Below are 26256 nucleotides of genomic sequence, written 5' to 3' on the forward strand. Positions count from 1 at the left end.
CGACCATGTCCGACCGGCCAAAGAAGGTCGAGTTCCTCGAGGAAGGCCCGCGCGAGGGCTTCCAGATCGAAAAGACCATCTTCCCTCTGGCGGAGCGTGTGAAGCTGGTGGAGGCGCTGGCGGAAACCGGGCTGCACCACATCCAGGTCGCCAGCTTCGTCAGCCCGAAGCATGTGCCGCAGATGGCCGACAGCGCCGAATTTTTCGCCGCCATCCGCAAGAAGCCGGGCGTGCACTATGCCGGGCTGTGGCTGAATGAGCAGGGGTTCGAACGCGCCCGCGCCACCGGGCATGTCGACCTCCAGGGCAAGATTTCGCTCTACGCCTCGGACGCCTTCGCGCAGCGCAACAACCGCTGCTCGGCGGCGGAGATGGCGGAGCGGCAGAAGGGCTGGCTGGACCGCTATGCGGAAGCGGGCGTGAAGCCGGACTACGCCATCATCATGGCCGCCTTCGGCTGCAACTATGAGGGCGACATCCCGCCCGAACGCGTCGTCGCCCTGGCGCGCTACGCCCACGACATCTGCGCCGAGCGTGGCGAGAAACTCCCGCAGGTCTTCCTCGCGGACACCATGGGCTGGGGCAATCCGGAGCAGACGCGGCGCCTGGTCGGCATGGTGCGGGACGCGCTGCCGGAGGTGCGGATCGGCCTGCATCTGCACGACACGCGCGGCCTCGGCACCGCCAATGTGCTGGCGGCGCTGGAGATGGGGGTGGATCTGTTCGACAGCAGCGTCGCAGGCCTCGGCGGTTGCCCCTTCGCCGCGCATGGCGATGCCGGTGCGGCGGGCAATGTGTGCACGGAGGACCTGGTGTTCCTCTGCCACGAACTCGGCATCGAGACCGGCATCGACCTGGAGGCGCTGGTGGAATGCGCCCGCATGGCGGAGCGCCTGATCGGCCGCCGGTTGAACGGCCGCGTCATGCATGCGGGGACATTGGCGAAGTATCGGGCGAAGCGGGACGTGGCGGCGTGAAGCCTCTGGATGGCGTGAAGGTGGTGGAGATCGGCCAGGTCTTCGCGGGCCCCTATGCGGGTGCGATCCTGGCGGATCTCGGCGCCGATGTGATCAAGGTGGAGAAGCCGCAGGGCGGCGATGATGCGCGGCAGATGGGCCGCGAATTCCGCCGCGGCGATGCGCTGGTCTTCCACGAGTTCAACCGCGGCAAACGCAGCGTGGCGCTGGACCTGAAATCCGCCGAGGGCATGGCAGCACTGCATGCGCTGTTGGAGCAGGCCGATATCCTGCTGCACAACATGCGGCCCGGCGTGCCGGAAACGCTCGGGCTGGGCGGGGCGGAGACCACGGCGCGGCACACCCGCCTGATCTATTGCGAGATGGGCGCCTTCGGCCATCAGGGACCGATGAAGGACCACCCCGGCTATGAGCCGCTGCTGCAGGCTTTTTCCGGATTGTCCTCCATCACGGGCGAGCCGGGCGGCAAGCCGGTACGCATGGGCGCCAGCGTGGTGGACCAGGGCACCGGCATGTGGACGGTGATCGGCGCCCTGGCGGCGCTGCGGCAGCGGGAGGTGACGGGGCGCGGCTGCGTCATCAACACCTCCCTCTTCGAGACCGCCTTCGCCTGGGCCAACCAGAAGGTTTCGGCCTTCGTGAACCAGAGGGAGCAGCCGGTGCGGCATGCGTCGGGGCACCCCGGCTTCGTGCCCTACGAGGCCTTCGACGCGTCCGATTCACCGCTGCTGGTCTGCTGCGGCAATGACCGGCTGTTCGCGAAGTTTGCCCGCGTGCTGGGCCATTCGGAATGGCCCGCGGACCCGCGCTTCCTCACCAACCGCGACCGCATCGCGCACAAGGATGCGCTGCTGCCGATGATCCGGGAGATCATGCTGGGGCGCCGCCGCGTGGAATGGCTCGGCCTACTGGTGGAGGCCGGCGTGCCCTGCGCGCCGATCAACACGATCGAGGAAATGCTGGCCGAGCCTCAGGCCGCGGCGATGCAGATGCTGGCGACGCCGCCGGGCGAGGATTTCGCCGTGGTCGCCACGCCGATCAGCTTCGACGGTGTCCGCCCGCTGCCGCCGCGCGGCGCGCCGCGGCTGGACGAGCATGCGGGTGCTGGGTTCAGCCCAGGACCTTCGGGGCGCTGACGGCAGCGCGCGCGCGGGCGTAATCGCGCAGGAAAGCCGCCACCTGCGCGTGGCTTTCCGTGCCGGGATCGTGCCGCCCGGCGCGGATTTCGGCGGCCAGCGCGGCCAGATCCGCCTCCGACATCGGCGGCGCCGCGGCCTGGCGTAGCGCGAGGGCGATGGCGGCGGCGACCATGCGGGCGGCGATCGCCTTTTCCGGCCGCAAGGCGGGCAGCAACTCGTTCAGCACCACCTCCCGCGCCGTGGCGAGCAGATCGGCGGCGTCGGGCTTTTCCTGCATCACAGCGCCTCCGCCATCGCCAGCACGTCCCATTCCAACTCCGGCACCATATGGCCCGTCAGCGCCAGTTCCAGGCTGCGTTCCTGGCCGGAGAGGTGCCGCGCCGCCTGGTCGGCCGCGATGACGGCCCAGCGGATGGTCGCCAGCAATTCCCACCAGGGCAGCCGCGCTGCATCCACCGGCCTGCCATAGCCGGCCAGGAAGGCGTCCCGCGGGCCGATGCCGCCGGCCTCCTGCGCCACCTGGCCGAAGCGCCAGCATTTCGCGCAGAACCAGCCGAGATCGGCATGCGGATCGCCCCAGCCGGCGAATTCCCAGTCCAGCACGGCGGCCACGCCCTGCGCGTCCAGCATGATGTTGCCGGTGCGGAAGTCGTTGTGGCAGAGCACGGGCGGCAGCGGCGCGGGCGCCTTGCGTTCCAGCGCGCGCAGCCCCCATTCCAGCACCGGCCGCGGCGTGCCGGCCGCATCCAGCCGCGCGCGCAGCCCCCCGATGGCGGCCAGCGCCGCATCCGCCTGCGGATCGCCGAGGAAATCCAGATCGGCGCGCGGCGGGCGGATGGCGTGGATGCGCGCCAATTCGCGCCCGAGCGCCGCGACGCAGGCCTCCCGCCCGCCGCCCAGCGTTGCGTCCTTCACCACGCGATGCGGCGCGGCGATGCCCTCCACCCGCGCCATGACGAAGAAGGGGCGGCCGATGACGGCGGGATCCTCGCAGAGGAACAGCGGGGCCGGCACCGTCACGCCTGCCTCACGCGCCGCGCGCAGCAGCGCGAATTCCTGCGGCCGGGTGTGGCTGACGGCGAGCACCGCCGGCGCATCCGTGCGCAGCACCCAGCGCAGCGCTTGGCCCGCAACCTCCACATCCAGCGCCCAGTTCTGCTGGATGGCGCCGCCCGAAAGCCGCGTCAGCGCGGTGATGCGCAGCGCGTCGTCGCCTGACGCCCGTGCCAGCCAGCCGCGGAGCGCCGCCTCATCCATGCGCGCCCCATTGGAAAAACTCGCGGCCCTCGCGGCGCAGGAAATTGGCCAGCACCATGCGGTGCACCTCGCTCGCGCCATCCACCAGGCGCGCCTGGCGGGCGTAGCGGTACATCCACTCCACCGGCGTGTCCTTGGAATAGCCGCGCGCCCCGAGCAGCTGCAGCGCGGTATCCACGGATTTGTGCAGCGCGTCGGCGACGACGATCTTCGCCATCGAGACCTCCTTCCGCGCGAAGCCGCCCTGATCCAGCACCCAGGCCGCCTTCATGGTCAGCAGCCGCCCGATCTCCAGCTCCATCGCCGCCTGGCCGACCAGGCCCTGCACGGATTCACGGTCGATCAGCTTCTGGCCGAAGCTCTCGCGAACCGCGATGCGCTCCATCGCAATCTCCAGCGCGCGGCGGCCCATGCCGAGCCAGCGCATGCAATGCGTCAGCCGCGCGGTGCCGAGGCGGATCTGCGTCAGCTTCAGCCCGTCGCCAACGCCCATCAGCACGTTCTCGTCGGGAATCTCCAGCCCGTCGAAGGCGATCTCGCAATGCCCGCCATGTTCCTCAGGCCCCATGATCGGGATGCGGCGGATGATGCGCCAACCGGGCTGGTCGGCGTGGAACAGGAAGCAGGTCAGCCCCTTGCGGTCATCGTCGCTGGTGCGGGCGATCAGCAGGAAATGCTTCGATTCCCCGGCACCCGTGATGTAGTGCTTGCGGCCCGTGACGCGCCAGCCGCCCTGCACCTTCTCGGCACGGGTATAGGTCAGCGAGGGGTCGCTGCCGCAGCCATCGGGCTCGGTCATCGCGAAGCTGGACTGCACCTCGCCATCGACGATCGGCTGCAGCCAGCGCGCCTTCTGCGCCTCGGTCGCCACCTTCTCCAGCACGATCATATTGCCGTCGTCGGGGGCCGCGCTGTTGAAGACGACGGGGCCGAAGATGGAGCGGTTCATCTCCTCATAACAGGCCGCCATGCCGACCACGGGCAGGCCGCCGCCGCCACGGCTTTTCGGCATCTGCAGGGCCCAAAGGCCCTCCGCCTTCGCCGCCGCCCGCATCCGCTTCAACACATCAGGGTGGATGTTCTCGTGCTCGTCGAAATTGGCGCGGTCGGATTCCAGCGGGATCAGGCGGGTATCCACGAAATCCCGCACCCGCTTCCGGATGGCGTCGATCTCGGGCGGCAGGGCGAAGTCCATGCGGGGCGTGTCCTACAGGCTGTTGATGGAATGGCCGCCATCGACGGTCAGCACGCTGCCCGTCATATGCGCGCCGGCCTCCGAGGCAAGCAGCAGCAGCGGGCCGGTCAGGTCCTGCACCTGGCCCAGCCGGCGCTGCGGAATGCGCTTCACCAGCGCCTGGCCGGCGTCGCTGGCGAAGAAATCGGCGTTGATCTCCGTGGCGATATAGCCCGGCGCCAGGGCGTTCACCCGGATGCGGTGCCGCGCGAGTTCCACCGCCATCTGCCGCGTCAGCTGGATCAGCCCGGCCTTGGCGGCGGAATAGCCGGCCACGCCCGGGATCACCCGCGCCCCCAGGATGGAAGCGACGTTGACGATCGCACCCCCCTGCCCCGCCGCCACCATCGCCCGCGCCACGGCCTGCGCCACGCGGAAGGCACCGCGGAGGTCCACGGCCATCACCTGGTCCCAATCCTCCTCGGTATGGTCCAGGAAGGGGCGCGTCGCGGCGATACCGGCATTGTTCACCAGGATGGTGGGCGAGCCGAAGCCGGATTGGGCCGCCGCCAGCGCCGCGGCGATGCTGGCCTCCTGCGTCACATCCAGCGCCACGGTCATGGCGTTCGCTCCGAGTTCCCCGGCCAGCGCCGCCACCGCCTCCGGCCGCCGCGCCGCCAGCACCACGCGCGCACCGGCGCCGTGCAGCACCCTCGCGAAATGCCGGCCGAGCGCGCCCGACGCGCCGGTCACCAGCGCCACCTGCCCCGCCAGGGAGAATACCATGTTCCGTTCCGTCCGCCGCCCGGCGGCAGCTTATGGTCCCGGAAGCAGCTTGCGAAGCGCCGCCAGCACCGCATCCATGTCCAGCGGCTTGGCGAACAGCGCGACCGGGCCCTCTCCCTGCCTGGCGAAGGCCCCGGCGCCGCCGGCCGGGGCGTAGCCGGTCATCACCACCACCGGCAGGGCCGGCCGGGAGGATCGCAGCGCGCGGATCAGCCCGGCACCGTCCAGCCTCGGCATGCGCAGGTCGGTCAGCAGCAGGTCGGGCGGCTGCTGCGCCGCGGCTTCCAGCGCGGCCTGACCGTCTGGGGCCAGCACCACCTCATAGCCCTCGCGCAGCAATTCATCCTCGATCGCCATCGCGGCGAGACCTTCATCCTCGGCAACCAGGATGCGCCAGGCCATCAGTTCCTTGCCTCCTCCGTGGTCAGCAGGCACGACAATGGCGCCAGGGCGAGCCGCATGGTGAACACGGCGCCACCCTCGGGCGCGTTGTGGCAATAGATCCGGCCGCCCATGCCACGCGCCACGGCGGCTGCCAGGGGCAGGCCCAGGCCGCTGCCATGGCCGGGGTCGCGGGTGGTGAAGAACGGGTCGAAGATGGCATCGCGCAGCGCCTCCGGCACGCCGGTGCCGGCATCCTGTACCTCCACCACCGCCTCCCCGGCTTCCTCCCGCAGCGTCACGCTGATCTGGCCGGAACTGGCGGGGTCGCTGGCGCGCCTGTCCTGAACCGCATCCCGGGCGTTGGCCAGCAATTGCAGCAGCGCCTGTTCTAGGCGGGCGGGCGCCCCGCGGACCGGCAGCGGATCCGGGTGGTTGCGCAGGGCAATCTCGATACCCTCGGGCCCATACTGGCCGGCTGCAGTGCGGATGGCGGCCTCGGCGGTGCGGGTCGCATCGAAGACATGGGTGGCGCCGGCCTCCTCACCCGGCAGGGCGCGGATGCGCGCCACCAGGTCGCCGGCCCGGCGAAGCTGGCCCTCGACCACGCCGAAGGCGGTGTTCAGCCGCGCCACCTGCGTCTCGGGCTGCATCCCATCCGCGGCGGCGCGGGCATTGCGGAGCCAGAGTATCGCGGCGTTCAGCGGCTGGCTGGTTTCATGCGCCAGGCCGGCGCACATGGTACCGACCGTCGCCAGCTTGGCGCTCTGCAGCAGATCCGCCTGCAGGCGGCGCGTCATGGTGATGTCCCGAGCCGAGCCGAGGAGGCGTTCCACCTGCCCGTCCGGCCCCACCATCGGCACCAGCACGGTCTGCCAGACCCGCCAGCCGGCCGGGGTCTCGGCTTCCATCACATACTCTGCCGGCTGGCGCTCGGCCGCCGCCTGGCGCCAATGCGGCAGGGCGGCGGCCAGCAGGGCGGCTGGCACCACGGTCTCGATCGGCTTGTGTCGCATCGCGTCACCGCTGATGCCGAACAGGCGCTCGAAGGCCGGGTTGACGGTTTCGGCCTGGAAGCCGCCATCTGGCAGCACGCGGATGACGAAAAGCGCTTCCGCCAGATGGGCGATGAAGGCGGCGCTGCGGGCCTCGCTCGCCAGCGCCCGGGCTTCCGCGGCCCGCCGCTCATCCACCTCGCGCGCCATGGCCTCGGGGCTGGGCAAAGCGAGCAATCGCGGCAGCAGCGGCCACAACACGATGGCGGTGGTGACGGACACGGCGGCGGTGATCGCCTTGATCAGCCCCTCCGCCTCATAGGCCGGGGTGAACATGGTCCAGGCATGCATCAGGTGCGTGGCGCCGCAGGCGATGATGAAGGCGGCGAAAAGCGCGAAGACCCAGGGATACGCCAGGTCGCGCCGGCGCAGCGCGAACACCATCAGGGCGGCGGGGATCGACAGGTAGGCGAGGCCCGTGGCGACATCCGAAATCAGGTGCAGCCAGATCAGGTCGGGATCGACAAGCGTACACAGCCCCGGCGGTAGGAGGAGTGGCGCCGGTAGAAGAAGAGGATCAAGTGCCATTCAGTGGCCGCGCACACGCTATGCAGTTTGACGAGTGTGTATCAGCGCATGAGGGTAAGCGTCGCCCCGCACGATGTTTCAAATCAATTACTCACGCTTGGTTGAAGGCGTGCAGCTCGGCGAGGGTCAGCTGTCCAGCGGCATCATGCTGACATGTGCGGCCACCACTCGCCAACCCTCCGCGTGACGCACCCATGTCTGGCTCTGCCGCCCAACCCGACCATTGCGCTCAAAGGTCGTATTGGCCGTGGCGAAATCCCGTCCATGGGTCGTGATGACGGTCCGCAACAAGCGCCGGTCCAGGCCGACGGATGGGCGGCCGGCGCGGAACGCCATGATCTCGGCATAGCCGTGCAGGATCTCGGTCGCGCCATATCGTATCGTTCTGATGTCATTCCAGAACAGCTCGTCGAGCACTGTCACGTCATTGGCGACCAGCGCCTTCTCATACCGCATGAAGGCAGCGGTCACCTCGGCCACGATCTCGGGGATGTCGATCTGCATCGGGCGTGGTCCTAGCGCGCAGGCTGGCCGGGGGCAGCCACGAAAACGTGTAGCGGCACAGCCGGTCGCGGAACAGATCGTGCGCGGCGGGATGATGCGGATCAAGGCCCGCTCCGGCGCCCTCGATCATGCTGGCCTCGGTCACACCGCATGGGGAAGGACGTAGACATGGCCTTGCAGGATCTGCTGGTACATCTGGACGGCACCGCGCGCGCGACGAAGCGGCTGGAATTCGCCGCTGCCCTCGCGGCGCGCCACGATGCGCATCTGATTGGCTTGCATGCGGTGGAGGCATCCCTGCCGATCGGGCTGACCGGCGAACTGGGCGGTGCCGCGCTCGGCGAGCTGGCGGCACGTTTGCGGGCGGAGGCCGCCGCATCCGCCACCCGGACCCGTGCGACCTTTGAGGACAGGCTGCGCCGCGACGGGCTGCGCGGCGAATGGCGCGAAAGCGACACGCTGCCGGCGGAGGCCGTGGCGCTGCATGCGCGCTATGCCGACCTGGTGGTGCTCGGCCAGCCGGACCCGGAGAGCCTGGACGCGCAGCAGGATGAGGCGACACTGGAATATGTTCTGTTCCAGTCCGGTCGCCCGGTGCTGATGGTGCCCTATTCCGGCGCCTTCCACACGGCGCCGGAACGTGTGCTGGTGGCCTGGAATGCGGGGCGGGAGGCGACGCGTGCGGTGCATGATGCGCTGCCGCTGCTGCATGCCGCGCGCGAGGTGACGGTACTGGCGATCAATCCGCGCCGGGGCATTGGCGGCCATGGCGACGTGCCGGCAGCCGACATCGCCCTGCACCTGGCCCGCCACGGCGTGAAGGCGACAGCGGAGCATATGGTGACAGATGAGGTGCCGGAGGCCGATGTGCTGCTGAACGAAGTGGCCGATTCAGACATCGGCCTGATCGTCATGGGCGCCTACGGCCATTCCCGCCTGCGCCAGCTGATCCTGGGTGGCGTCACGCGCGGCATCCTCGGGCGCATGACGGTACCGGTGCTGATGTCGCACTGAGCTCAGTCGAGGCCAAACAACGCCGCCGGGTTGGTCGAAGTCATCCGGCGGATCTCGGCTTCGGTGAAGCCTTCGCTCTGCACCAGCAGCAGGTATTCGCGGAAGCACTCCACCGGTGGCGGCAACAGGAAGACGCCGCCATCGGATGACAGGATGCAGTGGTCGCCGGCGGCGCGGATGCGCGGCGTGAAATCCTGGATGGTGCTGGCGGAGGCGATCTTGTGCTTCTCCTCATCCACATGGGTCAGCCCGACCTGCGTTGCATGGGTCAGGATGAAGAAGGACAGCTCCACATAGCCGCCGAGGGCGGTGATCGCCTGGATCTGATCGATGGCGTAGCGCGACCCATGCGTGCGGATGCGGGTGACGCCGCGGCGCCTGCATTCCTCGGCGAGCGCCACCGCCTCCCGCCCCGAGACATGGCCGCAGTCGAACACCACATCCTTCTCCGCACAGAGATCCATGATGGCGCAGACCACGTCGGGCACCTTGCCCGAATCCGGCACCTGGAATGTGGTCTCCAGGAAGGCCGGGCTGCGGCCCTCGCGCTCGGCGATGTAGCGCGTGTGGTGCGTGGGCAGGGAGACGAAGCGCGCGCCGGTGCCGGGGCCGTAGCCATAGCCGATGGCGGCCTTCGCCACTTCCAGCGTCACGCCGCCGGCGGTGGGCTGCATGATGACGCCACCGAACGCCTTGCAGCCGAGATGGCCGAGTTCGTCATTCACCAGCGCGGCGAAGCCCGAGGTATTCTGGAAATTGCACATGATGCCGATGGCGCGCATGCCCGCGGCGGCCGCCTGGCGCACTGCCTCGAACACGTTCACCGAGCGGCCGTTCAGATGCGGCGCGCAATGCACATGCGGGTCGATGGCGCCCTGCAGCAGATGCGTGCCGGGCATGACATAGGGCATGGCGTGGATCCTCAGCGTCGGGCGAGGCGGCGTTCAAGCCGCTCGCCGAAATGTTTGGTGGGCCAGCAGATCAGGAAGTACAGCAGCAGGATCGTGCCGAAGCACAACAGGGCGGAGAAGCCACGGGTGTTCAGGATCTTCGCCGCATAGGTCAGTTCCATCACGCCGATCTGGCTGGCGATGGAGGTGCTTTTGATGAAGCCGACCGTGTAGCCGAACAGTGGCGGCAGCACGATCCGAAAGCTTTGCGGCGCCACCACGCGCCATAGCGTGCGCCAGCGGCCGAAATTCATCGCCTCCGCCGCGTCCCATTGCGGGGCGGGGATGGATTCGAGGCCGGCGCGCGCAATCTCCGCCGCGAAGGCCGCCGCCGAAAGCACCACGGTGACCAGCGCGATGGTGAACAGCGAGGCCTGTGCGCCCGAAAGCTGGAAGGCGAAGAAGACGCACATCAGCTTCACCAGGAAGGGGATGCGGCGGAACAGCTCGACATACAGCGTGGCCAGGATGCGCAAAGGCAGCAGCCCGAACAGGCGCGGGTGACGGCAGATGGCGAACAGGAAGCCGAAGCCGAAGCCCACCGTGGCGCCGATCCAGGACAGCAGCAGCGTGTTGACCAGCGCCTCCCCGATGAAGATCAGGTTGTAGTAACCGAAGAAGCGCGGCGCTTCCTCCACCACCTGGTCCCACATCGCTCAGAACACCTTCGCGTTGACGCGGAACAGCCAGCGCCCGAGCAGGGCCAGCGCCAGGCTGCAGAGGATGGTCAGCGCGATGTAGATGACGGCGGTGATGGAGAAGACCTCCAGCGCGCGGAACGTCAGCGAGTTCACGTTGTAGGCGCGGCCGGTCAGCTCCTCGACCGCGAAGATCGCGGCGATGGAGGTGGTCATCACCTGGATGATGAACTGGTTTGCCAGTGGCGGGTACAGCGCCTTCGCGATATGCGGCAGCACCACGTACCAGATGGTCTGCACCAGGCTGAAGCCCATCGCCGCCGCCGCATCCATCTCCGCCCGCCGCAGGCTGCCGAAGCCGGCGCGCTGGATTTCCGTGAGGTAGGCGCCGGCATTAAGCGACATGCCGATGGCGACCGCGGCATAGGGTGACAGCAGGATGCCCATGTCGGGCAGCACGAAGAAGATGAAGAAGATCTGCACCAGCAGCGGCGTGTTGATGAAGAAGGTCACATAGGCCCGCACCGCCATCCGCGCCGGCCTGGGTCCGTAGGCCAGCACCGCCGCATTCACCAGCCCGATTCCCCAGCCGATGAAGAAGGAGATGCAGGCCAGTTGCAGCGTCAGCCAGGCACCGGCCAGCAGATAGGGAATATGGCCGGAAACCTGCGAATAGATGAGCGTGTAGCTCATCGTTCAGAAGAACGGGCTTGCCGGAACCTTGGTGAACATCGGCCCGTCGAACCACTTCTCCCACGCCCGCTCGATCGTACCGTCCATGTGCAGCTCATACAGCGCGATGTTCAGCCAGTTGCGGAGGGAATGGTTGTTCTTGGCGACGCCAAGACCGGAATAGGTGACGCCGAAGGACGGCACGGCCGTCACCTCCCACTGCACCTGGCGGAAGGGGCGTAGCGCGAAGCGTACGGAATCAATGCCGTCGAAGCTGGCCTGGGCGCGACCCTGGGCGATGGCGCGGTTGCGGTCCGGGTAGTTGTCCAGCAGCAACACCTGCGCGTTCGGCAGGGCACGCGCAATGTAGGGGATGGCGGTGGTGCCGCGCACCTGCGCCAGCGTGACATCGGGCTTGTTCAGCGCCTCCAGCGTGGTGTGGCCACGGCCCTGGACGGCGACGATGCCGTAATTCTCGGAATGCACCGGCACGGTGTAGTCGATGACCTTGGCGCGCTCGCTGGTGCGGGACATCGCGCCCATCACGAAGTCGATGCGGCCGGAAGCCACCATCGGGATGCGGTCCGGCGAGCCCACCGTCTGCAGCGTCAGCGGCACGCCCAGCTTGCGCGCGATGGCGGCGGCGACCTCCGGCTCGAAGCCGTCGATCTGGTTGCGGTCGTTGTACAGCGCACGCGGCGGCAAGGTGGGGTTCACACCGACGCGCAGCTCATTCGCGCGCAGCACATCTTCCAGCGGCCTCGCGGATGCCTCGCCCGGCGCGAACAGGGCGGCGCCGGCGGCGGCCGCGGCGGCACCCCCAACGAAAAGCGAGCGACGATCGGTCATGGCGATGGCTCTCCCTAATGCCGCAGGATGCGGGCGGTGAAGTCACGCAGGCGCGGGCTTTGCGGCGCATCGAAGATCTGCGCCGGCGGGCCGACCTCCACCACGCGGCCCTGGTCCATGAAGACGACGGTGGTCGCGACCTCGCGGATGAAGGCCATCTCGTGGCTGACGATCAGCATGGTGATGCCTTCGGCGTGCAGCGCACGGATGGTATCCAGCACCTCGCCCACCAATTCCGGATCGAGCGCGCTGGTCACTTCGTCCAGCAGCAGGATGTCGGGGTGCAGCGCCAGCGCGCGGGCGATGGCGACGCGCTGCTGCTGCCCGCCCGAAAGCTCGTCCGGATAGGCGTTGAACTTTTCGCCGAGCCCGACCTTGGTAAGCAGGCTGCGCGCCTCTGCCTCCACCTCCGCCGCCTTGCGCTTTTTCACCAGCGTCGGCGCGATGGCGACGTTGCGCAGCGCCGTCATGTTCTGGAACAGGTTGTATTGCTGGAAGACGATGGCAAAGCGGTCCCGCGCCGCACGCAACGATTGGCGACTGCCGTAGTCCACTGCCTCACCGCCCAACGTCACCTGACCGGCACGCGGCTTCAGCAGCCCGACCAATGCGCGCAACAGCGAGGATTTTCCCGAGCCCGAAGGGCCGATCAGCCCCACCACCTCGCCCTTCGCGAAGTTCAGCGTGACGTCGCTGAGCACGTCCTTGGCGCCACCATAGCTGGCGCATAGCCCATCAAGCGCGAGGAAGGCCAAGCCGCGGTCCCCACTTCCCTGTCTGTTGCAGGCAAGTGTCTTTGCGTAACCATCGTGCCGTCAAGCAACATTGCGGGCATGGACGTGATCGCGAAGCACGATAGGATGAAAGATGTGGCACACACCCTCCGCATCGCAGGCATTTCGCGCCCCGCCGACGTGACCTTCAGCTTTGAAGGCACGTCGCTTTCCGCGCCAGAAGGCGAGAACCTCGCTGCGGCATTGATCGCATGCGGTATACGACGCCTTGGCGAAGGGCAGGATGCGGCGCGGCCGCGCGTGGCGCTCTGCATGATGGGCGTGTGCCAGCAATGCCTGCTGCGTGTGGATGGCCGGCTGGCACAGGCCTGCATCACGCCGATCCGCGCCGGCATGGTGGTGACGGCGGCATGATGCACGACATCGCCGTGCTGGGCGGCGGGCCTGCCGGCATGGCCGCGGCGACGGAAGCGGCACGCCGCGGCGCGCGCGTGGTGCTGCTGGAGGAGAGCGCGGCGCCGGGCGGGCAGGTGTATCGCGCGCCACCCACGGGCTTCGTGGTGCCGGCCGATGCCGATAGCCGTGTCGGTGACGCGCTGCGCGCGGCGCTGCGGCAATCGGGGGCGGAGATCCGCCCCGGTTGCCGCGTCTGGGGCGTCGGCGGCGGACCGCTGGTGCCACAGGGCATGGCGGCCGCGCCGTTCCGCCTGGACGCGCTGGCACCGGATGGGCAGAGCTTCGCGGTGGAGGCGCGCGCGCTGGTGCTCTGCACCGGCACGCATGAACGCATCATCGCCTTTCCTGGCTGGACGCTGCCCGGCGTGCTCGGCCTGGCGGCGGCGACCATCCTGTTGAAGGCGCATGGTGTGCTGCCGGGGCGGCGCGTGGTGGTGGCGGGTGCGGGGCCGCTGCTCTACGCGGTGGCGGCGAAGTTGTTGAAGGCGGGTGCCGAGGTCGCGGCGGTGGTGGATCTGGCGCACAGCCGTGAATGGGTGCGCGCCCTGCCCGCGCTGGCGGCGCGGCCCGATCTGCTGGCGCGTGGCGTGGCGTGGCGCGCGAAGCTGCTGGCGCGTGGCATTCGCGTGATGGCCGGTGCGCAGGTCAGCGCGGCGGCGGGTGGAGAGGTGCTGGAACGCGCGCGGGTCGGCGACACATGGATCGATTGCGACGCGCTATGCGTCGGCCACGGCCTGGTGCCGGCGACGGAAGCCACCCGCGCGTTTCGCGCCGCACATCGCTACGCCGCAGCGGAAGGCGGCTGGGTGCCGGTGCTGGATGCGGATCAGCGTTGCTCCGTGCCCTTCCTCTACGCGGCCGGTGATGGCGCCGGTGTGCGTGGCGCGGCGGCGGCGCCGGCCTCCGGTCGCCTCGCCGCGCTGGCGGCACTGCACGACCTCGGCATGCTGCCGGACCATGCCGCGGCACGCGCCGCGCCGGCACGGGATCTGGCGCGCGCGGCCAGGGCGGGTGGCGCCATGGCGCGGATGATGGCGTTGCGGCCGGAGCTGGTGCAGGCGATTCCGCCGGAGACGGTGGTGTGCCGCTGCGAGGGCGTGACACGCGCGGAGATCGATGCCGCCTGCGCTGATGGTGCCGGCGACATGAACCAGATGAAGCAGTTCACCCGCTGCGGCATGGGGCCCTGCCAGGGCCGGCTCTGCGGCGAGACGGCGGCGGAACTGGTGGCCATGCATTGCGGCGGGCGTGAGCGCGCCGGCTTCGCCACCGGGCGCCTGCCGCTGCGGCCGGTGGCGATGGACGCGCTGCTCGGCGATTTCGACTATGCCGATATCCCCGTGCCCAATGCGGCGCCGATCTGATGTTCGATGTCGCGATCATCGGCGCGGGCGTGATGGGATGCTCCACGGCGCTGTTCCTGGCGCGCGCCGGCATGAAGGTGGTGCTGCTGGATCGCGGCGCGATCTGTCGCGAGGCCTCCGGCGTCAATGCCGGCACGCTGACCATGCAGATGACGCGCGCGGCGCTGATCCCCTATGCGCTGCGGGCGCATGAGATGTGGCTGCGCATGCCGGAATGGTGCAATGGCGGCCATGTGCTCGCCACCGCCTGCCCGGGCCTCTCCGTCGCCTTCACCGAGCATGAGGCGGCGATGCTGGAGGAACGCGCGCATTTTCGGCGGCAGGCTGGGGCGCCGATCGAGCTGGTGACGCCGGCGCGGGCGCAGGAGATCGAGCCAAGGCTGTCAGGGGGCGTGATCGCGGCCGGGCATTGCCCCATCGACGGTTTTACGAGTGCCTATCTCACGGGACGGGCCTTCCGGCCGGCGCTGCTGAATGCCGGCGTGGAGCTGCGGGAGAATTGCGCGGTGCGCGGCATCGCAGCCGGCTTCGTGCTGGATACGCTGGCGGGTGAGGTGCAGGCGAAGCGCATCGTGCTGGCGGGCGGCGTGTGGCTGCAGGACATGGCGGCCTGGCTCGGCGTGACGCTGCCGATCAAGGTGCTGGTCAACCAGCTTGTGGTGACGGAACGCATGGCGCCGGTGATGCGCACGGTGCTCGGCGTCGCCTCCGGCCTGTTGTCGTTGAAGCAATATGCCAATGGCTCCGTGCTGATCGGCGGCGGCTGGCAGGGCATCGGCGACCGCGTGCGGGGCGGGCTGGCGGTGAAACCGGAGAGCTTCCTCGGCAATGTGCGGCTGGCCGCCCATGCCGTGCCGGCGCTGCGCGAAGCGCGGGTGCTGCGCGCCTGGCTGGGGCTGGAGGCCGAGACGGCGGATGCACTGCCGGCCATCGGGCCCATCCCCGGCATCGAGGATGCCTGGATCATCGGCAGCGTGCATTCCGGCTATACCAGCGGGCCCTATCTCGGGAAGCTGCTGGCCCAGGCCATCTGCGGCCGGGCGCCGGAACTGCCGCTGTTTCCCATCGACCGTTTGCTTGCGCAGGAGAAGGCGGCGTGAAGCCCCAATCATTCCACGGGATCTATCCCTCCACCGTACTGCCGATGCGCAGCGACTACAGCGTGGATTGGGAGAGCTACGCCCGGCATACGGCACATTGCGTGCTGCGCGACGGCATGGCGGGCGTGCTGATCAACGGCCATGCCGGCGAGAATTTCTGCATATCGCGCGAGGAGAAGCGGCGCGCCGTCGAAGTGACGGTGGCCACCGTCGGCGCAAGCCGCCTCGTTGTCGCCGGCGTCAATGCCGAAAGCAGCCTGGAGGCGGCGGAGGAAGCGCGGGACGCCAAGATGGCCGGCGCCGATGCGGTGATGGTCTTCCTGCCCAACAGCTTCGCGCTCGCTCACACCACCGCCATGTCCGTGCTGCATCATCGCGCGGTGGCCGACGCCGTGCCCGGAATGCCGATGTTCCTGTTCCAGGCGCATCACGCCGCCGGCCGCATGGCTTTCACCGCGGAGACGCTGGAGGCGCTGCTCGATATCCCGGAGGTGGTCGGCATCAAGGAAGGCGGCTGGGAGGTGGACAGCTACGACGATGTCCGCCGCCGCGTGCGCGCGAAGCGGCCGGATGTCGCCGTCTGCGCCTCCGGCGATGAGCATCTGTTCGCCTGCTACGTGCATGGCTCGGACGGCAGCCTGGTCTCGCTGGCCGATATCCTGCCGGATGAGATCGTGGCGCTGGATGCCGCGGTGCGCGCGAACGACCTGCCCGCGGCGCGTGCGCTGCATGAGAAGCTGGAGCCGCTGGCGGAGGCGATCTACGGCTCACCACCCGGCGGGCGCGCCACGGCGCGGCTGAAATTCTGCCTGCGCGAGATGGGCGTGATCCCGGATGCGACGGTCCGCCTGCCGCAGCCGCCGGTGGAGGCCGCGGAGGCGGCGATGCTGCGCGCGGCGCTCAGGGAATCTGGGTTGTAGGGCGCAGCGTCAGCCGCCGTTCCGCCCAGCGGCCGAGATTGGCCAGCGCCCAGCTGATGAGGAAGTACAGCACCAGCGCGGTGCCGTAGGTAATCAGCGCGGAGAAGCCGCGCTGCGTCAGCATCTTCGCCGCGAATGTGATCTCGATGAAGCCGATCTGACTGACCAGCGAGGTCTCCTTCACCATCGACAGCACATGCACGATCGAGGGCGGCAGGATCACCCGCCAGCTCTGCGGCAGCACCACGCGGCGCAGCGTGGTCAGGCCCGGCAGGTTCATGGTCTGGGCGGCTTCCCACTGCGTCCGCCGCACCGTCTCGAACCCTGCCCGCACATTCTCCGCGGCCAGCGCCGACATACGCAGCGCCACGGCGGTGACGGCGATGGACCAGAGCGGCGCCTCCAGCTTCGCGAATTGCGAGAGGAAGAACACCAGCAGCAGCAGCACCAGGAAGGGGATGCGGCGGAACACCTCCACCCACAGGATGCAGGCCGCGCGTAGCGGCGCGAAGGGATTGATCTGCGGCAGGCGCAGCACCGCCAGCAGGAAGCCGATGGCATAGCCGATGCCGCAGCCGGCGACCGCGGCCACCAGTGTATTGCCCACCGCGATCGCCAGGAAGCGCAGGTTCCACCAGGTGTAGAAGCGCGGCGCCTCGGCCAGCAGCATGTCCCAGGCATTCATCTCAGAACACCTTGGCCTTCACCCGGAACAGCCAGCGGCCGACCAGCCACAGCAGCGCGGAGGCCACCACCGTCAGCGCGACATAGATCACCGCGACAATCGAGAAAATCTCGACCGAGCGGAAGGAGATGGCATTGGCGTTCAGCGCACGGCCGGTCAGTTCCTCCACCCCGAAGATCGCGGCCATGGAAGTGCCGAGCGTCATGATGATGTAGTGGCTGGACAGCGCCGGATAGAGCGCGCGGATGACATGCGGCGCGATCACATACCACACCGTCTGCACGCGGCCGAAGCCGAGCGTCTCCGCCGCCTCCAGCTCCGCCCGCGGCACGCTGGCGAAGCCGGCGCGTTCGATCTCGGTCAGGTAGGCGCCGGCATTCAACGTCATGCCGATCAGCACGGCCGCGACGGGCGACAGGATGATGCCGAGCTCCGGCAGCGCGAAGAACAGGAAGAAGATCTGCACCAGCTGCGGGGTGTAGGTGAAGAACCGCACATAGGCGGTGACCAGCGCGCGCAGCGGCCAGGCGGAGTAGACCAGCGCCGCCGCGCCGGCCAGGCCGATCAGCAGCCCGCCGGCGAAAGCGACGCCGGCGATCCACAGCGCGGTTGCCGCGCCCAGCAGGAAGTCGGGCAGGTAGTGCCAGACCTGCCCGTATTGAAGCTGCACGCGGGCCGCTTCAGAACATCGGGTTGAAGGGGATCGGCGTCGTCATCGGCACGCCGAAGTACTTCTGCCAGGTGGTGTTGACGAATCCGCTGCGGTGCATCTCGAACAGAATGACGTTCAGCACGTCCTTCAGCATGGTATTGCCCTTCTGCACGCCGATGCCGACCCAGAAGCTGGCCAGCACCTCGTCCAGAATCTTCCACTGCACGGGGAAGTTCCGCATCGGGATGACGACCGATTCCGCCACATCGACCATGGCATCGGCGCGGCCCTGCGCCAGGGCGCGGAAGCAATCCGGGTAGTTGTCCAGCAGCGTCACCTGCGCCTGCGCGGCATTGGCCTGGATCCAGGGCACGCCCACCGTGCCGCGCACCTGCACCAGCCGCACCGCGCGGTTGTTGAGGTCCGCCGGCGTGTTGATCGGCACCGCGGTGCCGCTCGCCTTGGTCAGCACCACCATGGACTGCGTATGCAGCGGCATCGTGTAGTCGATGACCAGCGCGCGCTCCACCGTGCGGGTGATGGAGCCCAGCACGATGTCGATGCGGTCGGATTGCAGGAAGGGAATGCGGTCCGGGCTGCCGACCTGCACGATCTCCAGTTCGACATTCATCCGCTTGGCGATCTCGCGCGCGATGTCGGCGTCGAAGCCGTCGATCTGGTTGCGCTCGTTGAACAGGCCCATCGGCGGCAGCGTCGGGTTGATGCCGGCGCGCAGGCGCTTGGTGGACAGCACCTGGTCCAGCGGCCGCGCCTGGGCCGTGTTGCCCAGCAGCGGCAGCGCGGCGGCGGCGAGGCCGAGCAGGTGGCGGCGATCGAGATGGCTTGGCATGTATACGCTCCCTTCGAATCGGTTGGCGCGAGGCAGTCCCTGGATGCGGCACTTGATCGGCCGCGTGGGATGCAGCTTGGCCGCCGATGCGCGCCGCCACAAGGCCGCAACACACCCGAATTCAGCGTGAGAGGGAGCGTCCTGCCAAAGTCGCGAGCAGCCCCGCCACCAGCAGCGGCAGGGAGGCCAATGCCCAGGATTGCGCCGCCAGCGCGCCGATCAGCGGCGGCGCCAGAAGCTGTGCCAGGTTATTGCCCTGGATCACCAGCCCCACCGCCGGCGCCACCAGCGCCGGGTCCGGCACGGCGCGCGGCAGCAAGGCGAAACAGGCCGCCGGCAGCAGCCCGCCGATGCCGCAGGCCAGCACGGCCAGCACCACCACCGCGCCGGGATGCGGCACCAGGTAGACGCCGGCCGCCATCACCGCCATGCCGAGCGCGCCCGCCACGACCAGCCTCTCCGCCGCCACGCCCCGGCGCATCAGCAGCCCGGCCGCGAGGTTGCCGCCGGCATTGGCCAAGGCCGCCAGCGCCGCCGCGGCCCCTGCCCCGCCGGTTCCGGAGCCGAGCGCCTCCAGCCGCGCCGGAAGGAAGGCGGCGATGCCGAAATACATGATGTTGTAGGTGGCGAAGGCGCTGGCGATGCGCAGCGGCCGGCGCGCGGCGGCCAGGGCGCGCAGCTGCGCCGCAATGGGCGCGGCGGGTGGCGCCTGCGCCACCGTGGTGCGCGGCACCAGGCGCCAGCAGACCAGCGCCGCCAGTCCCAAGGCCAGCGCCAGGACCATCCAGGCGAAGCGCCAGCCCTGCGCTTCCACCAGCGGCGCGCTCAACAGGCCGAGCGCGATGCCGGCCGGCATATAGGTGCCCCACAGCCCCATGGCGAGGCCGCGATCCCGCGGCGCGACGCTGGCGGAAATCAGGCCGGGTGCCGCGACCACCAGCAGCAGGAAGCCCGCACCTTCCGCCACGCGCGCCAGCAGCAGCAATGGCGTGCTGGGGGCCAGGGCCGCGGCCACCGCCGCCGCGGCGCCCAGCCACAGCCCGGCCAGCAACGCCCGGCGCGGGCCGATCCGCGCTACGGCCAGGCCGATGCCCAAGCCGCCCGCCGCCGCCATCAGCGCGAAGAGCGAAACAAGCAGCGCGGCACCCGCCAGGCCGAGGCCGAATTCGGCGCCGATGGTCGTCATCGCCGCCGGCACCTTGCCGATCTGCGCCGCCCCCAGCACGCCGCCGGCCAGCATGGCGGCGACGGGGGCCCAATGGGGGGCCCAAGGCGTCATCGGCGCGACTGATTCAGCCGCGGCGCTCGATCAGCTCCACGCGGACGCCATCCGGCGCCTGCAGAAAGGCGATGCGGACGCCCGGGCGGGCCTCGGTGGGGCCGGAGATCAGGGGCACGCCCTTGGCCTTCAGGTCGGCCAGCGCCCAATCCAGGTCATCGACGCCGAGGCCCACATGCTCCAGCCCCAGGAAGGGCGGCGCCGGCGGGGCGGCGGTGTCGGCCGGCACCTCCTCGATGAACAGCGGCACGGAGGCGAGGTCCAGGATCACCCGCAGCTTGCCGCCCGGCATCACGCGCTGGCGGATCTCGGCGCCGAAGGCCGAGACATAGAAGGCGGCCGTCGCCTCCGGGTCCGGGCTGCGCAGGTGGATATGGTCGAAGCGATAGGTGTTCATGCGTCCTTCTCACCCATTCCGGGTCGTTGCTCAAACAGTCTCTGGCGCCTGGCGGTGCAGCAGGCGCCCGGCGGGCGTCTCGCTGGCGCCGCCGGACTGGGTATAGACGGATTGGCCGTTCACCCAGGTCTCCAGGATGCCCTCCGCCACCTGGCGCGGTTCGGCGAAGCTGGCGCGGTCGCGCACCTTGGCGGCGTCGAACAGCACCAGGTCGGCGAAGGCGCCTTCGCGCAGCACGCCGCGGTCCGGGATGCCGAAGATCGCCGCCGTGCGGCCGGTCATCTTGTGCACCGCCGTCTCCAGCGGGAACAGGCCGAGGTCGCGGCTGTAATGGCCGAGCACGCGCGGGAAGGTGCCCCAGAGCCGCGGATGCGGGTGCGGCGCCAGCGGCCCGCCATCGCTGCCGACCATGGACAGCGGATGCGCCAGGATGCGGCGCACATCGGCCTCCGCCATGTTGTGGAAGACGCCGCCGCCGGGGGCCAGGCGCCGCGCCGCCTCGGCCAGGTCCACGCCCCATTCGGCGGCGATCTCCGCCAGCGCCCGGCCGGCCATCTCGGGGTGCGGCACGGAATAGGTGACCGTCACCGGCACATCCGCCCGCGGCACCCGCGCGGCGAGGGAGGTGGAGGAGGCGGTGTAGGGATAGACATCGAAGGCCAGGGGGTAGTCCGCCGCGTGGCGTTCGATCAGCGCCAGGCTCTCGGCGGAGCGGCCGTGATTTTCCGGCTGGGCGCATTTGTGGTGGCTGATGATGACCGGCGCGCCGACCGCGCGGCCGATGCGCAGCGTCTCCTCGATGCTGTCGAGCACATGGTCGGCCTCGTCGCGCATATGGGTGACATACAGGCCGCCATGTTCGCGCAGCGCCTCCGCCACCGCGATCACCTCATCGGTCGGCGCGGCCTTGCTGGGCGGGTAGAACAGGCCGGTGGAGAAGCCCGCGGCGCCTTCGGACAGCGCCTGGGCGAGTTGCCGGCGCATCCGCTCCGCCTCCCGGTCCGTCGCCGGGCGGCCGGTGTCGCGGCCCATGGCGCCGATGCGGAGCGACATGTGGCCGATCAGGGCGAGCGTGTTGACGGAAGACGGCGTGGTGCGGAGGCGGTCGGCGTAGGCGGCGAAACTGTCGAAAATCCACCATTCGGGGGCGCAGATGCCGTCCATCGGCGCGGGCGGGCGTTCCGCCATGGGCACCGGGGCCAGGCTGATGCCGCAATTGCCGACCACCACCGTGGTGACGCCCTGGCTGGTCTTGCACAGCATGCAGGCCGGGCCGCAGAGCACCGCCTGGTCGTCATGCGAATGCGCATCGATGAAGCCGGGCGCGAGGACGCGGCCCTCGGCCATTACCTCCCGGTCCGCGGCCAGGCCGGAGAGGTCGCCGATCGCGGCGATGCGGTCGCCGCGCACCGCCACATCGCCGCGGCGGCGCGGTGCGCCGGTGCCGTCCACCAGCGTGGCGTCGCGCAGGATCAGGTCGCAGCGGAAGGCCATGGGCGGGCGTCCTTCGGTCCGGGCGCAGCATGCCGGGGGATGGCGCGGGGCGGAACCCCTCCCGCCCCACCGCCATCCGGGGCATGCTGGGGCGACGCCAGAGGAGGCCGCCCGTGCCGGATCGCCGACATCTGCTGCTGCTCGGCGGTGGCCATGCCCATGTCGAGGTGCTGCGCCAGCTCGGCCAGAACCCCCTGTCCGGCTGGCGCGTGACGCTGCTGACGCGGGAGGAGATGTCGCCCTATTCCGGCATGCTGCCGGGCGTCATCGCCGGGCTGTACCGGCCGGAGCAGGCGCTGATCGACATGCCGGCGCTGACGGCGCGCAGCGGGGTGGAACTGCTGCTGGACCACTGCACGGGCATCGACCCGCGGGCGAAGCAGGTGCGCCGGGCCGGTGGGGCGGATCTGGCGTGGGACCTGCTGTCGATCGATACTGGCGCCACGCCCGATACCAGCCGCACGCCCGGCGCCGCGGCGCATGCGCTGCCGCTGAAGCCTATCGATGCGCTGCTGCCGCGGATGCGGGAGATTACCGAGGCGGCGCAGGCCGGGCAGCGGATCGTGGTGGTCGGCGGGGGTGCGGCGGGGTTCGAGGTGGCCTGCGCCCTGGCGGTGCGGCTGCCGGCCTCCGTCACGCTGGTGGCGGGGGCCTCCGGCCTGCTGCCGGGGTTTCCGGACGGGCTGCGACGCCGGGCGGCGCGGGCGCTGCTGCGGCATGGCGTGGCGCTGACGGAAGGGCACAATGTGGCGCGGGTCGAGGACGGCCTGGTCCATATGGAGGACGCCGCGCCGCTGCCCGCCACGGCGGTGATCTGGGCCACCGGCGCGGCGTCCGCGCCCTGGCTGGCGGAGACCGGCCTGGCGCGGGATGCGCGCGGCTTCCTGCGGGTGGATACCTGCCTGCGCGCGGAGGGGCATGACGCCATCTTCGCCGCCGGCGACGTGGCCAGCTTCCCCGACCCGCTGCCCAAGGCCGGAGTCTTCGCGGTGCGGCAGGGGCCGGTGCTGGCCGCCAATCTGCGGGCCGTGGCGATGGGCGAGGCGCCGCAGCCCTATGTGCCGCAGCAGGACTACCTGCGGCTGCTGTCCCTGGCGGATGGGCGCGCGCTGGGCACGCGCAACGGGTTCGTCTTCGGCGGCCGCTGGGTGTGGTGGCTGAAGGACCGGATCGACCGGCGATTCATAGCCCGCTACCAGAACTGAGCATAACGGCCAGCGCCGGCGACAGCCCCATGGTCTCCACCGCCCCATGCGGGATCAGCCCGGCGCCGCCCTGGCCGATGGCGGCGAAGGCGGCGCGCACGCCCTCCTCCACCGAGCACAGCACCGGCACGCCCACCGCAAGCCGCGAGGCCAGCCCGGCCAGGCCGGCACCGCCCAGGATCACCACCTCCGCCCCGTCCCGCTCCATGCAGGCCCGGCAGCTTTCCGCCAGCAGCGCCAGCGCGCCATCCGGGTCGCGCGCGATCTCGCCACCGGTGGGGGCGACGGTGCGGATGCCTGCCAGCTGCGCCGCATAACAACGGCCGGCGAAGAACTCCTCAAGCATCGGCTTCCAGGCCGCGCCGCCGGTCACCACGCCGAAGCGGCGGCCCCGCGCGACGGTGGCGGCGGCGTCCGCCAGGCCGAGCACCGGCACCGGCGCCAATTCGCGCAGCGCATCCAGGCCAGGGTCGCCGAAGCAGCCGATCAGCACGGCATCCGCCCCCGCGCCGTGTTCCGCATAGGCATCCAGCGCGGCGTGGGCCGCGATGGCTGAGCTTGCGCGGCTGGCGATGTAGCGGGCGCCGAAGCGGCCCGTCGCGCCCTGGACGGTCACGCCGGCCGGCGCCAGGCCGCGGGCGATGGCCACCAGGCGGTCCGTGATGGCCTGCGTGGTATTGGCGTTGATCAGCAGCAGCTTCATGCGGGTCTCAGTTCGGGTCGCCGCTGCCCTCGTACCACGCGAGGATGTCGCGTGCCTGCAGGAAGGCCACGCCGGGCATCGCCGCCAGATCGTCCAGCATCGCCTCCAGCGCCGCGATGCGGTGCGGCACGCCGGTGATATAGGGGTGGATGGCGATGCACATGATGCGGGGCGTCGTCCCGGCCTCCGCCAGCAGCCGCGCCGCATGCAGCCGGGCGCGGCGGGGCAGTTCCTGTTCGTCATGGTGCTGGATCATCACCACGGGAATGTCGTTCAGCTCGACGCTGTAGGGCATGGTGATGAGCGGGCCATGAGCCGTCTCAAGCCGGCAGGGCAGGTCATCCACCACCCAGTCGGCGCAGTAGCGCAGCCCGGCCTCGGCCAGCAGATCCGCCGTCTCCAGCGTCTCCGTCAGTCCCGGGCCGAGCCAACCCAACGGCGGCGCCCCGGTGCAGTCCTGGATCGCCTGGATGGTCTGGCGGATCATCGCGCGCTGGTCGGGCACCTTGTGGGTCGGCACCTGCACATGGCCGTGCCCCATGAAGTCCCACCCCGCCTCATGCGCCGCCTGCGCCACGCGCGGATAGGCGGTGCAGACGGAGCCGTTGACGGACAGCGTCGGCCGGATACCGCGCTTCTGGAAGGCCTCCAGGAAGCGCCAGAAGCCGACGCGCATGCCGTATTCGTGCCAGCCCCAATTGGCGATGTCCGGCAGCAGCGCCGCGCCGGTCGGGGCCACCAGCACCTGGCGCGGCATCGGGTTGTCGATCAGCCAGTTCTCGACATTCACCACCGGCCAGACCGCGACCTTCGCGCCGTTCGGCAGCGCGCTGGGCGGACGGTCGCCGGGGGTGAAGTAGCGCAGGCGTTGTTCGGGCCGCATCAGGCTGCCTTCTTCGCATGGTGGGAATGCAGCCGCGCGCCGAGTTCGCGCCGCACCTCGTTGAATTCCGGCGAGGCGACGTCGCGTGGGCGCGGCAGTTCCACCTGATGCGCGCTGGCGATGCGGCCGGGGCCGGGTTCCATCACCACGACGCGGTCGGAGAGGAAGATCGCCTCCTCGATGCTGTGCGTGACGAACAGCACGGTCAGCCCCGTGCGTTGCCACAGCTCGAGAAGTTCGTCCTGCAGGCGCTCCCGCGTCATCGCATCCAAGGCGCCGAAGGGCTCGTCCATCAGCACCACCTCCGCGTCATTCGCCAGCACGCGGGCGATGGCGACGCGCTGCTTCATGCCGCCGGAGAGCTGGTGCGGATAGGCATCGGCGAAGCGGGCCAGGCCGATCAGGGCGATGAAACGCTCGACCGTGTCGCGCACCTCCGCCTTCGGGCGGCCACGGCTGGCGGGGCCGAAGCCGATATTCTCCCGCACCGTCAGCCAGGGGAAGAGGCCGTAATCCTGGAAGACCATGCCGCGATCCGGCGCCGGGCCGTCGATCGGCTTGCCCCACATCAGCGCCTGCCCGGCACTCGGTTTCTCGAAGCCCGCGACGATCCGCAGCAGCGTCGATTTGCCGCAGCCGGAGGCGCCGATCAGGCAGATGAACTCCCCCTTGCGCACGGTGAGGTTCGCGTCGCGCAGCGCCTCGATGCGACTGTCGTTCAGGATGTAGGTCTTGCCCACGCCCTGGATGTCGAGGATCGGGATCTCAGCCACGGTGCATCGGGCTCCATCGCAGGAGGCGGTTCATCAGCATCACCACGGCGCGGTCGGAGAGGAAGCCGGCGATGCCGATCACGATCATGCCGCAGATGACCAGCTCGGTGCGCGACAGCGTGCGGCCATCCATGATGACGGCGCCGAGGCCCTGCGGCACGCCCGTCATCTCCCCCACCACGATGACGAACCAGGCCAGCCCCAGGCCAAGCCGCAGCCCGGTGAAGATGGAGGGCAGCGAGGCCGGCAGCACCACCTTGAAGAACTGCGCATTGCCGCGGCAGCCGAGCATGGCGGCGGCCTCGAACAGCCGCGGCTCCACATTCTTCACGCCAAGGATGGTGTTCAGCAGGATCGGGTAGAAGGCGCCGAGGAAGACGAGAAAGAAGGCGGATTGGGTGCCAAGGCCGAACAGGATCATCGACAGCGGCAGCCAGGCGGTGACCGGGATCGGCCGCATCAATTGCAGGAAGGGGTCCATCAGCTGCCGCACCAGCGGGACGCGGCCGATCAGGATGCCGAGCGGCACGGCGACCAGCGCCGCCAGGATGAAGCCGCCATAGACCCGGCTGGCGGAGGCCAGCAGGTGGATATGCAGCGTGGCCGAGAAGGCATCGTCCCAGATCCCGCCGACCGCGAAGTCCACCATGTATTCGGCGACCTCGGCTGGCGAGGGGATCAGCCGCGTCATTCCCGCCGCCACCGCCCAATGCCAGCCGAACAGCAGCAGCAGCGGCACGATCAGGGACAGCAGCACCGGCCGGACGCGCCGCCACAGCCGCAGCGCCGGTAGGGGCGGCGCTGCCGTCACCTGTGAGAGGCTTACGTCCGACATGG

At 69.9% G+C, this 26256-nt stretch carries 30 protein-coding genes; 8 read left to right on the forward strand and 22 right to left on the reverse strand.

The window, feature by feature from the left end:
• Window positions 1-5 precede the first annotated feature (5 nt).
• Both HB662_RS17675 and HB662_RS17680 read left to right on the forward strand, forming a co-directional pair.
• Complete coding sequence (locus HB662_RS17675) at window positions 6-977, forward strand: hydroxymethylglutaryl-CoA lyase (RefSeq protein WP_168051141.1); 972 nt, start codon at window positions 6-8, stop codon at window positions 975-977.
• Complete coding sequence (locus HB662_RS17680) at window positions 974-2113, forward strand: CaiB/BaiF CoA transferase family protein (protein WP_209443349.1); 1140 nt, start codon at window positions 974-976, stop codon at window positions 2111-2113. Before HB662_RS17675 ends, HB662_RS17680 begins: the two co-directional genes overlap by 4 nt.
• Here the strand turns inward: HB662_RS17680 and HB662_RS17685 are convergent.
• From HB662_RS17685 to hpxZ, 7 genes are all read right to left on the reverse strand, one after another.
• Window positions 2088-2393 (reverse strand): hypothetical protein, encoded by a 306-nt coding sequence (locus HB662_RS17685; RefSeq protein WP_168051143.1) that lies wholly within the window; start codon window positions 2391-2393, stop codon window positions 2088-2090. The genes HB662_RS17680 and HB662_RS17685 overlap by 26 nt on opposite strands.
• Window positions 2393-3373, reverse strand: coding sequence for a phosphotransferase family protein (locus HB662_RS17690; protein WP_168051144.1), 981 nt, complete (start codon window positions 3371-3373; stop codon window positions 2393-2395). The genes HB662_RS17685 and HB662_RS17690 overlap by 1 nt, the downstream gene beginning before the upstream one ends.
• Window positions 3366-4568, reverse strand: a complete 1203-nt coding sequence (locus tag HB662_RS17695; protein ID WP_168051145.1) for an acyl-CoA dehydrogenase family protein — start codon at window positions 4566-4568, stop codon at window positions 3366-3368. The genes HB662_RS17690 and HB662_RS17695 overlap by 8 nt, the downstream gene beginning before the upstream one ends.
• 12 nt (window positions 4569-4580) lie before the next feature.
• A complete protein-coding gene (locus HB662_RS17700; protein WP_168051146.1) occupies window positions 4581-5333 on the reverse strand; it encodes an SDR family NAD(P)-dependent oxidoreductase in 753 nt (250 codons plus the stop codon).
• 30 nt (window positions 5334-5363) lie between these two features.
• Window positions 5364-5735: a response regulator gene (locus HB662_RS17705; protein WP_168051147.1), complete on the reverse strand. Its 372-nt coding sequence runs from the start codon at window positions 5733-5735 to the stop codon at window positions 5364-5366.
• Window positions 5735-7297, reverse strand: a complete 1563-nt coding sequence (locus HB662_RS17710) for a sensor histidine kinase (RefSeq protein WP_168051148.1) — start codon at window positions 7295-7297, stop codon at window positions 5735-5737. The genes HB662_RS17705 and HB662_RS17710 overlap by 1 nt, the downstream gene beginning before the upstream one ends.
• A 126-nt stretch (window positions 7298-7423) precedes the next feature.
• Complete coding sequence (gene hpxZ, locus HB662_RS17715) at window positions 7424-7801, reverse strand: oxalurate catabolism protein HpxZ (RefSeq protein ID WP_168051149.1); 378 nt, start codon at window positions 7799-7801, stop codon at window positions 7424-7426.
• Window positions 7802-7969: 168 nt separating this feature from the next.
• On the opposite strand from hpxZ, the gene HB662_RS17720 reads away from it, so the two are divergent.
• Complete coding sequence (locus HB662_RS17720; RefSeq protein WP_168051150.1) at window positions 7970-8815, forward strand: universal stress protein; 846 nt, start codon at window positions 7970-7972, stop codon at window positions 8813-8815.
• A 2-nt stretch (window positions 8816-8817) separates the two neighbouring features.
• Here the strand turns inward: HB662_RS17720 and HB662_RS17725 are convergent, their stop codons facing one another.
• From HB662_RS17725 to HB662_RS17745, 5 genes are read right to left on the reverse strand one after another with little or no spacing between them, the layout of a single operon-like run.
• Complete coding sequence (locus HB662_RS17725) at window positions 8818-9726, reverse strand: DUF6282 family protein (RefSeq protein ID WP_168051151.1); 909 nt, start codon at window positions 9724-9726, stop codon at window positions 8818-8820.
• An 11-nt stretch (window positions 9727-9737) separates the two neighbouring features.
• Window positions 9738-10418 carry an amino acid ABC transporter permease gene (locus HB662_RS17730; protein WP_168051152.1) on the reverse strand — a complete coding sequence of 227 codons (681 nt, stop codon included), beginning with the start codon at window positions 10416-10418 and terminating at the stop codon, window positions 9738-9740.
• Between the two features lie 3 nt (window positions 10419-10421).
• The gene (locus tag HB662_RS17735) at window positions 10422-11096 is read right to left on the reverse strand and encodes an amino acid ABC transporter permease (protein ID WP_168051153.1); all 675 of its coding nucleotides are present in this window, start codon (window positions 11094-11096) and stop codon (window positions 10422-10424) included.
• Between the two features lie 3 nt (window positions 11097-11099).
• Window positions 11100-11924, reverse strand: coding sequence for a transporter substrate-binding domain-containing protein (locus HB662_RS17740; RefSeq protein ID WP_168051154.1), 825 nt, complete (start codon window positions 11922-11924; stop codon window positions 11100-11102).
• Window positions 11925-11938: 14 nt separating this feature from the next.
• Window positions 11939-12679, reverse strand: a complete 741-nt coding sequence (locus HB662_RS17745; RefSeq protein ID WP_168051155.1) for an amino acid ABC transporter ATP-binding protein — start codon at window positions 12677-12679, stop codon at window positions 11939-11941.
• A gap of 78 nt (window positions 12680-12757) precedes the next feature.
• On the opposite strand from HB662_RS17745, the gene HB662_RS17750 reads away from it, so the two are divergent.
• The 4 genes from HB662_RS17750 to HB662_RS17765 are packed head-to-tail and all read left to right on the forward strand — an operon-like array spanning window position 12758 to window position 16498.
• Window positions 12758-13072, forward strand: a complete 315-nt coding sequence (locus HB662_RS17750) for a (2Fe-2S)-binding protein (protein ID WP_245185710.1) — start codon at window positions 12758-12760, stop codon at window positions 13070-13072.
• Window positions 13069-14478: an FAD/NAD(P)-dependent oxidoreductase gene (locus HB662_RS17755; RefSeq protein WP_168051156.1), complete on the forward strand. Its 1410-nt coding sequence runs from the start codon at window positions 13069-13071 to the stop codon at window positions 14476-14478. Before HB662_RS17750 ends, HB662_RS17755 begins: the two co-directional genes overlap by 4 nt.
• Window positions 14478-15578, forward strand: a complete 1101-nt coding sequence (locus HB662_RS17760) for an NAD(P)/FAD-dependent oxidoreductase (RefSeq protein WP_168051157.1) — start codon at window positions 14478-14480, stop codon at window positions 15576-15578. Before HB662_RS17755 ends, HB662_RS17760 begins: the two co-directional genes overlap by 1 nt.
• Window positions 15575-16498: a dihydrodipicolinate synthase family protein gene (locus tag HB662_RS17765; protein ID WP_209443350.1), complete on the forward strand. Its 924-nt coding sequence runs from the start codon at window positions 15575-15577 to the stop codon at window positions 16496-16498. The genes HB662_RS17760 and HB662_RS17765 overlap by 4 nt, the downstream gene beginning before the upstream one ends.
• Here the strand turns inward: HB662_RS17765 and HB662_RS17770 are convergent.
• The 6 genes from HB662_RS17770 to HB662_RS17795 form a co-directional block, all read right to left on the reverse strand.
• Window positions 16479-17183 (reverse strand): amino acid ABC transporter permease, encoded by a 705-nt coding sequence (locus HB662_RS17770; RefSeq protein ID WP_168051158.1) that lies wholly within the window; start codon window positions 17181-17183, stop codon window positions 16479-16481. The two genes, HB662_RS17765 and HB662_RS17770, sit on opposite strands and share 20 nt — an antisense overlap.
• A 1-nt stretch (window position 17184) precedes the next feature.
• On the reverse strand, window positions 17185-17853 hold the full coding sequence (locus HB662_RS17775; RefSeq protein WP_168051159.1) for an ABC transporter permease subunit: 669 nt from the start codon (window positions 17851-17853) through the stop codon (window positions 17185-17187).
• A 10-nt stretch (window positions 17854-17863) separates the two neighbouring features.
• On the reverse strand, window positions 17864-18685 hold the full coding sequence (locus HB662_RS17780; protein WP_168051160.1) for a transporter substrate-binding domain-containing protein: 822 nt from the start codon (window positions 18683-18685) through the stop codon (window positions 17864-17866).
• A gap of 121 nt (window positions 18686-18806) precedes the next feature.
• On the reverse strand, window positions 18807-19964 hold the full coding sequence (locus HB662_RS17785; protein ID WP_168051161.1) for an MFS transporter: 1158 nt from the start codon (window positions 19962-19964) through the stop codon (window positions 18807-18809).
• A gap of 13 nt (window positions 19965-19977) precedes the next feature.
• Window positions 19978-20361 (reverse strand): VOC family protein, encoded by a 384-nt coding sequence (locus HB662_RS17790; RefSeq protein ID WP_168051162.1) that lies wholly within the window; start codon window positions 20359-20361, stop codon window positions 19978-19980.
• Window positions 20362-20391: 30 nt separating this feature from the next.
• Entirely contained in the window at window positions 20392-21855 is a 1464-nt protein-coding gene (locus HB662_RS17795; RefSeq protein ID WP_168051163.1) for an N-acyl-D-amino-acid deacylase family protein, read from the reverse strand.
• Window positions 21856-21968: 113 nt separating this feature from the next.
• Between HB662_RS17795 and HB662_RS17800 the strand changes: the two genes are divergently transcribed.
• Window positions 21969-23060 (forward strand): FAD-dependent oxidoreductase, encoded by a 1092-nt coding sequence (locus tag HB662_RS17800; protein WP_168051164.1) that lies wholly within the window; start codon window positions 21969-21971, stop codon window positions 23058-23060.
• Here the strand turns inward: HB662_RS17800 and HB662_RS17805 are convergent.
• From HB662_RS17805 to HB662_RS17820, 4 genes are read right to left on the reverse strand one after another with little or no spacing between them, the layout of a single operon-like run.
• Window positions 23038-23763, reverse strand: coding sequence for an aspartate/glutamate racemase family protein (locus HB662_RS17805; protein ID WP_168051165.1), 726 nt, complete (start codon window positions 23761-23763; stop codon window positions 23038-23040). The genes HB662_RS17800 and HB662_RS17805 overlap by 23 nt on opposite strands.
• A gap of 7 nt (window positions 23764-23770) precedes the next feature.
• A complete protein-coding gene (locus HB662_RS17810) occupies window positions 23771-24646 on the reverse strand; it encodes a polysaccharide deacetylase family protein (protein WP_168051166.1) in 876 nt (291 codons plus the stop codon).
• Window positions 24646-25419, reverse strand: a complete 774-nt coding sequence (locus HB662_RS17815) for an ATP-binding cassette domain-containing protein (protein WP_168051167.1) — start codon at window positions 25417-25419, stop codon at window positions 24646-24648. Before HB662_RS17815 ends, HB662_RS17810 begins: the two co-directional genes overlap by 1 nt.
• Window positions 25412-26254, reverse strand: coding sequence for an ABC transporter permease (locus HB662_RS17820; RefSeq protein WP_168051168.1), 843 nt, complete (start codon window positions 26252-26254; stop codon window positions 25412-25414). Before HB662_RS17820 ends, HB662_RS17815 begins: the two co-directional genes overlap by 8 nt.
• Window positions 26255-26256 lie beyond the last annotated feature (2 nt).

Origin of the sequence: Falsiroseomonas frigidaquae, assembly GCF_012163145.1 — a bacterium.
GTDB classification, from domain to species: domain Bacteria; phylum Pseudomonadota; class Alphaproteobacteria; order Acetobacterales; family Acetobacteraceae; genus Falsiroseomonas; species Falsiroseomonas frigidaquae.

Coding starts and splice junctions, on each gene's coding strand:
- HB662_RS17700 (WP_168051146.1), bottom strand. CDS start 5,333: ATGGTATTCTCCCTGGCGGGGCAGGTGGCGCTGGTGACCGGCGCGTCG.
- HB662_RS17805 (WP_168051165.1), bottom strand. CDS start 23,763: ATGAAGCTGCTGCTGATCAACGCCAATACCACGCAGGCCATCACGGAC.
- HB662_RS17685 (WP_168051143.1), bottom strand. CDS start 2,393: ATGCAGGAAAAGCCCGACGCCGCCGATCTGCTCGCCACGGCGCGGGAG.
- HB662_RS17710 (WP_168051148.1), bottom strand. CDS start 7,297: ATGGCACTTGATCCTCTTCTTCTACCGGCGCCACTCCTCCTACCGCCG.
- HB662_RS17785 (WP_168051161.1), bottom strand. CDS start 19,964: ATGACGCCTTGGGCCCCCCATTGGGCCCCCGTCGCCGCCATGCTGGCC.
- HB662_RS17820 (WP_168051168.1), bottom strand. CDS start 26,254: ATGTCGGACGTAAGCCTCTCACAGGTGACGGCAGCGCCGCCCCTACCG.
- HB662_RS17720 (WP_168051150.1), top strand. CDS start 7,970: ATGGCCTTGCAGGATCTGCTGGTACATCTGGACGGCACCGCGCGCGCG.
- HB662_RS17810 (WP_168051166.1), bottom strand. CDS start 24,646: ATGCGGCCCGAACAACGCCTGCGCTACTTCACCCCCGGCGACCGTCCG.
- HB662_RS17675 (WP_168051141.1), top strand. CDS start 6: ATGTCCGACCGGCCAAAGAAGGTCGAGTTCCTCGAGGAAGGCCCGCGC.
- HB662_RS17780 (WP_168051160.1), bottom strand. CDS start 18,685: ATGCCAAGCCATCTCGATCGCCGCCACCTGCTCGGCCTCGCCGCCGCC.
- HB662_RS17790 (WP_168051162.1), bottom strand. CDS start 20,361: ATGAACACCTATCGCTTCGACCATATCCACCTGCGCAGCCCGGACCCG.
- HB662_RS17755 (WP_168051156.1), top strand. CDS start 13,069: ATGATGCACGACATCGCCGTGCTGGGCGGCGGGCCTGCCGGCATGGCC.
- HB662_RS17740 (WP_168051154.1), bottom strand. CDS start 11,924: ATGACCGATCGTCGCTCGCTTTTCGTTGGGGGTGCCGCCGCGGCCGCC.
- HB662_RS17690 (WP_168051144.1), bottom strand. CDS start 3,373: ATGGATGAGGCGGCGCTCCGCGGCTGGCTGGCACGGGCGTCAGGCGAC.
- HB662_RS17795 (WP_168051163.1), bottom strand. CDS start 21,855: ATGGCCTTCCGCTGCGACCTGATCCTGCGCGACGCCACGCTGGTGGAC.
- HB662_RS17770 (WP_168051158.1), bottom strand. CDS start 17,183: ATGAATGCCTGGGACATGCTGCTGGCCGAGGCGCCGCGCTTCTACACC.
- HB662_RS17730 (WP_168051152.1), bottom strand. CDS start 10,418: ATGTGGGACCAGGTGGTGGAGGAAGCGCCGCGCTTCTTCGGTTACTAC.
- HB662_RS17760 (WP_168051157.1), top strand. CDS start 14,478: ATGTTCGATGTCGCGATCATCGGCGCGGGCGTGATGGGATGCTCCACG.
- HB662_RS17750 (WP_245185710.1), top strand. CDS start 12,758: ATGGACGTGATCGCGAAGCACGATAGGATGAAAGATGTGGCACACACC.
- HB662_RS17735 (WP_168051153.1), bottom strand. CDS start 11,096: ATGAGCTACACGCTCATCTATTCGCAGGTTTCCGGCCATATTCCCTAT.
- HB662_RS17725 (WP_168051151.1), bottom strand. CDS start 9,726: ATGCCCTATGTCATGCCCGGCACGCATCTGCTGCAGGGCGCCATCGAC.
- HB662_RS17695 (WP_168051145.1), bottom strand. CDS start 4,568: ATGGACTTCGCCCTGCCGCCCGAGATCGACGCCATCCGGAAGCGGGTG.
- hpxZ (WP_168051149.1), bottom strand. CDS start 7,801: ATGCAGATCGACATCCCCGAGATCGTGGCCGAGGTGACCGCTGCCTTC.
- HB662_RS17705 (WP_168051147.1), bottom strand. CDS start 5,735: ATGGCCTGGCGCATCCTGGTTGCCGAGGATGAAGGTCTCGCCGCGATG.